Source organism: Mesorhizobium sp. M8A.F.Ca.ET.161.01.1.1 (assembly GCF_004792105.1).
In the GTDB taxonomy this organism is placed as follows: Bacteria; Pseudomonadota; Alphaproteobacteria; order Rhizobiales; family Rhizobiaceae; genus Mesorhizobium.
The window spans coordinates 1-300 of sequence record NZ_SRTD01000398.1 but is presented as its reverse complement, the minus strand read 5'-3'; the positions used below and the strand labels follow the sequence as shown (position 1 = coordinate 300).

Sequence of the window (300 nt, the reverse complement as noted above, 5' to 3'; positions counted from 1 at the left end):
CGGGCGGAACCGGTCAGCCCGGCGGCACCACTTCAACGTTCAGCCTGTCGAGCGGGCTCGTCGTGCGCCGGATGAGGCCGTTCGAGACCTTGGTGTAGCGTGCCGTCGAGGAAAGATTGTTGTGGCCAAGCAGCACCTGGATGATGCGGATATCGGTGCCGTTCTCGAGCAGATGCGTGGCGAAGGAGTGCCTGAGCGTGTGCACCGTCACCCGCTTGTCGATGCCGGCGGCAGCGCGCGCCGAGCGGCAGGCCGAATACAGCACCTGCATGTCGATTGGACGATTGGGGTCGCGGCCGG

At 66.0% G+C, this 300-nt stretch carries 1 protein-coding gene; it reads right to left on the bottom strand.

Annotated elements, in window-relative coordinates; genetic code table 11:
- Positions 1-13: 13 nt before the first annotated feature.
- On the bottom strand, positions 14-300 hold a 287-nt coding region (locus EN804_RS36260), incomplete at its 5' end, for a tyrosine-type recombinase/integrase (protein ID WP_246693554.1).